Source organism: Paenibacillus zanthoxyli JH29 (assembly GCF_000520715.1).
Classification (GTDB): domain Bacteria; phylum Bacillota; class Bacilli; order Paenibacillales; family Paenibacillaceae; genus Paenibacillus_AQ; species Paenibacillus_AQ zanthoxyli.
In genome coordinates this window covers 1-348 of record NZ_ASSD01000220.1, presented here as the reverse complement: position 1 = coordinate 348, position 348 = coordinate 1, and the positions used below count along the sequence as shown (strand labels likewise).

The 348-nt window shown below is 60.9% G+C and carries 1 protein-coding gene; it reads right to left on the bottom strand.

The features are described 5' to 3' along the window. The coding region (locus tag L691_RS0108200) for an AAA family ATPase (RefSeq protein ID WP_025689912.1) at positions 1–348 on the bottom strand (348 nt) is incomplete at both ends.

The window sequence follows — 348 nt, the reverse complement described above, 5'->3', positions numbered from 1 at the left end:
CCGCGGCCAGCGGACACGAGCACAAACGAATCGCAGATCTTCTCCGCCGTATCCAGCACGTGCGTTGACATCAGCACTCCAGCACCCCGCCGCCGCTCCGTCTCCAGCAGACGCAGGAAGTCTTTGGTCGCGCGCGGATCAAGTCCGATAAAAGGCTCGTCCACGATGTAGACATCGGGCTGTACAAGAAATCCGAGCATCAGCATCATTTTCTGCTTCATTCCTTTGGAGAAGCCCGCCGGCAGATCATCGCGCACATGCTCCATGCCGAACTGGCGGAGCAGCCGCTCCGCCGCCTCCTTGAAGCTGCCGTAGTCCAGCCCGTAAGCGGCAGCCGACAGGTCAAGG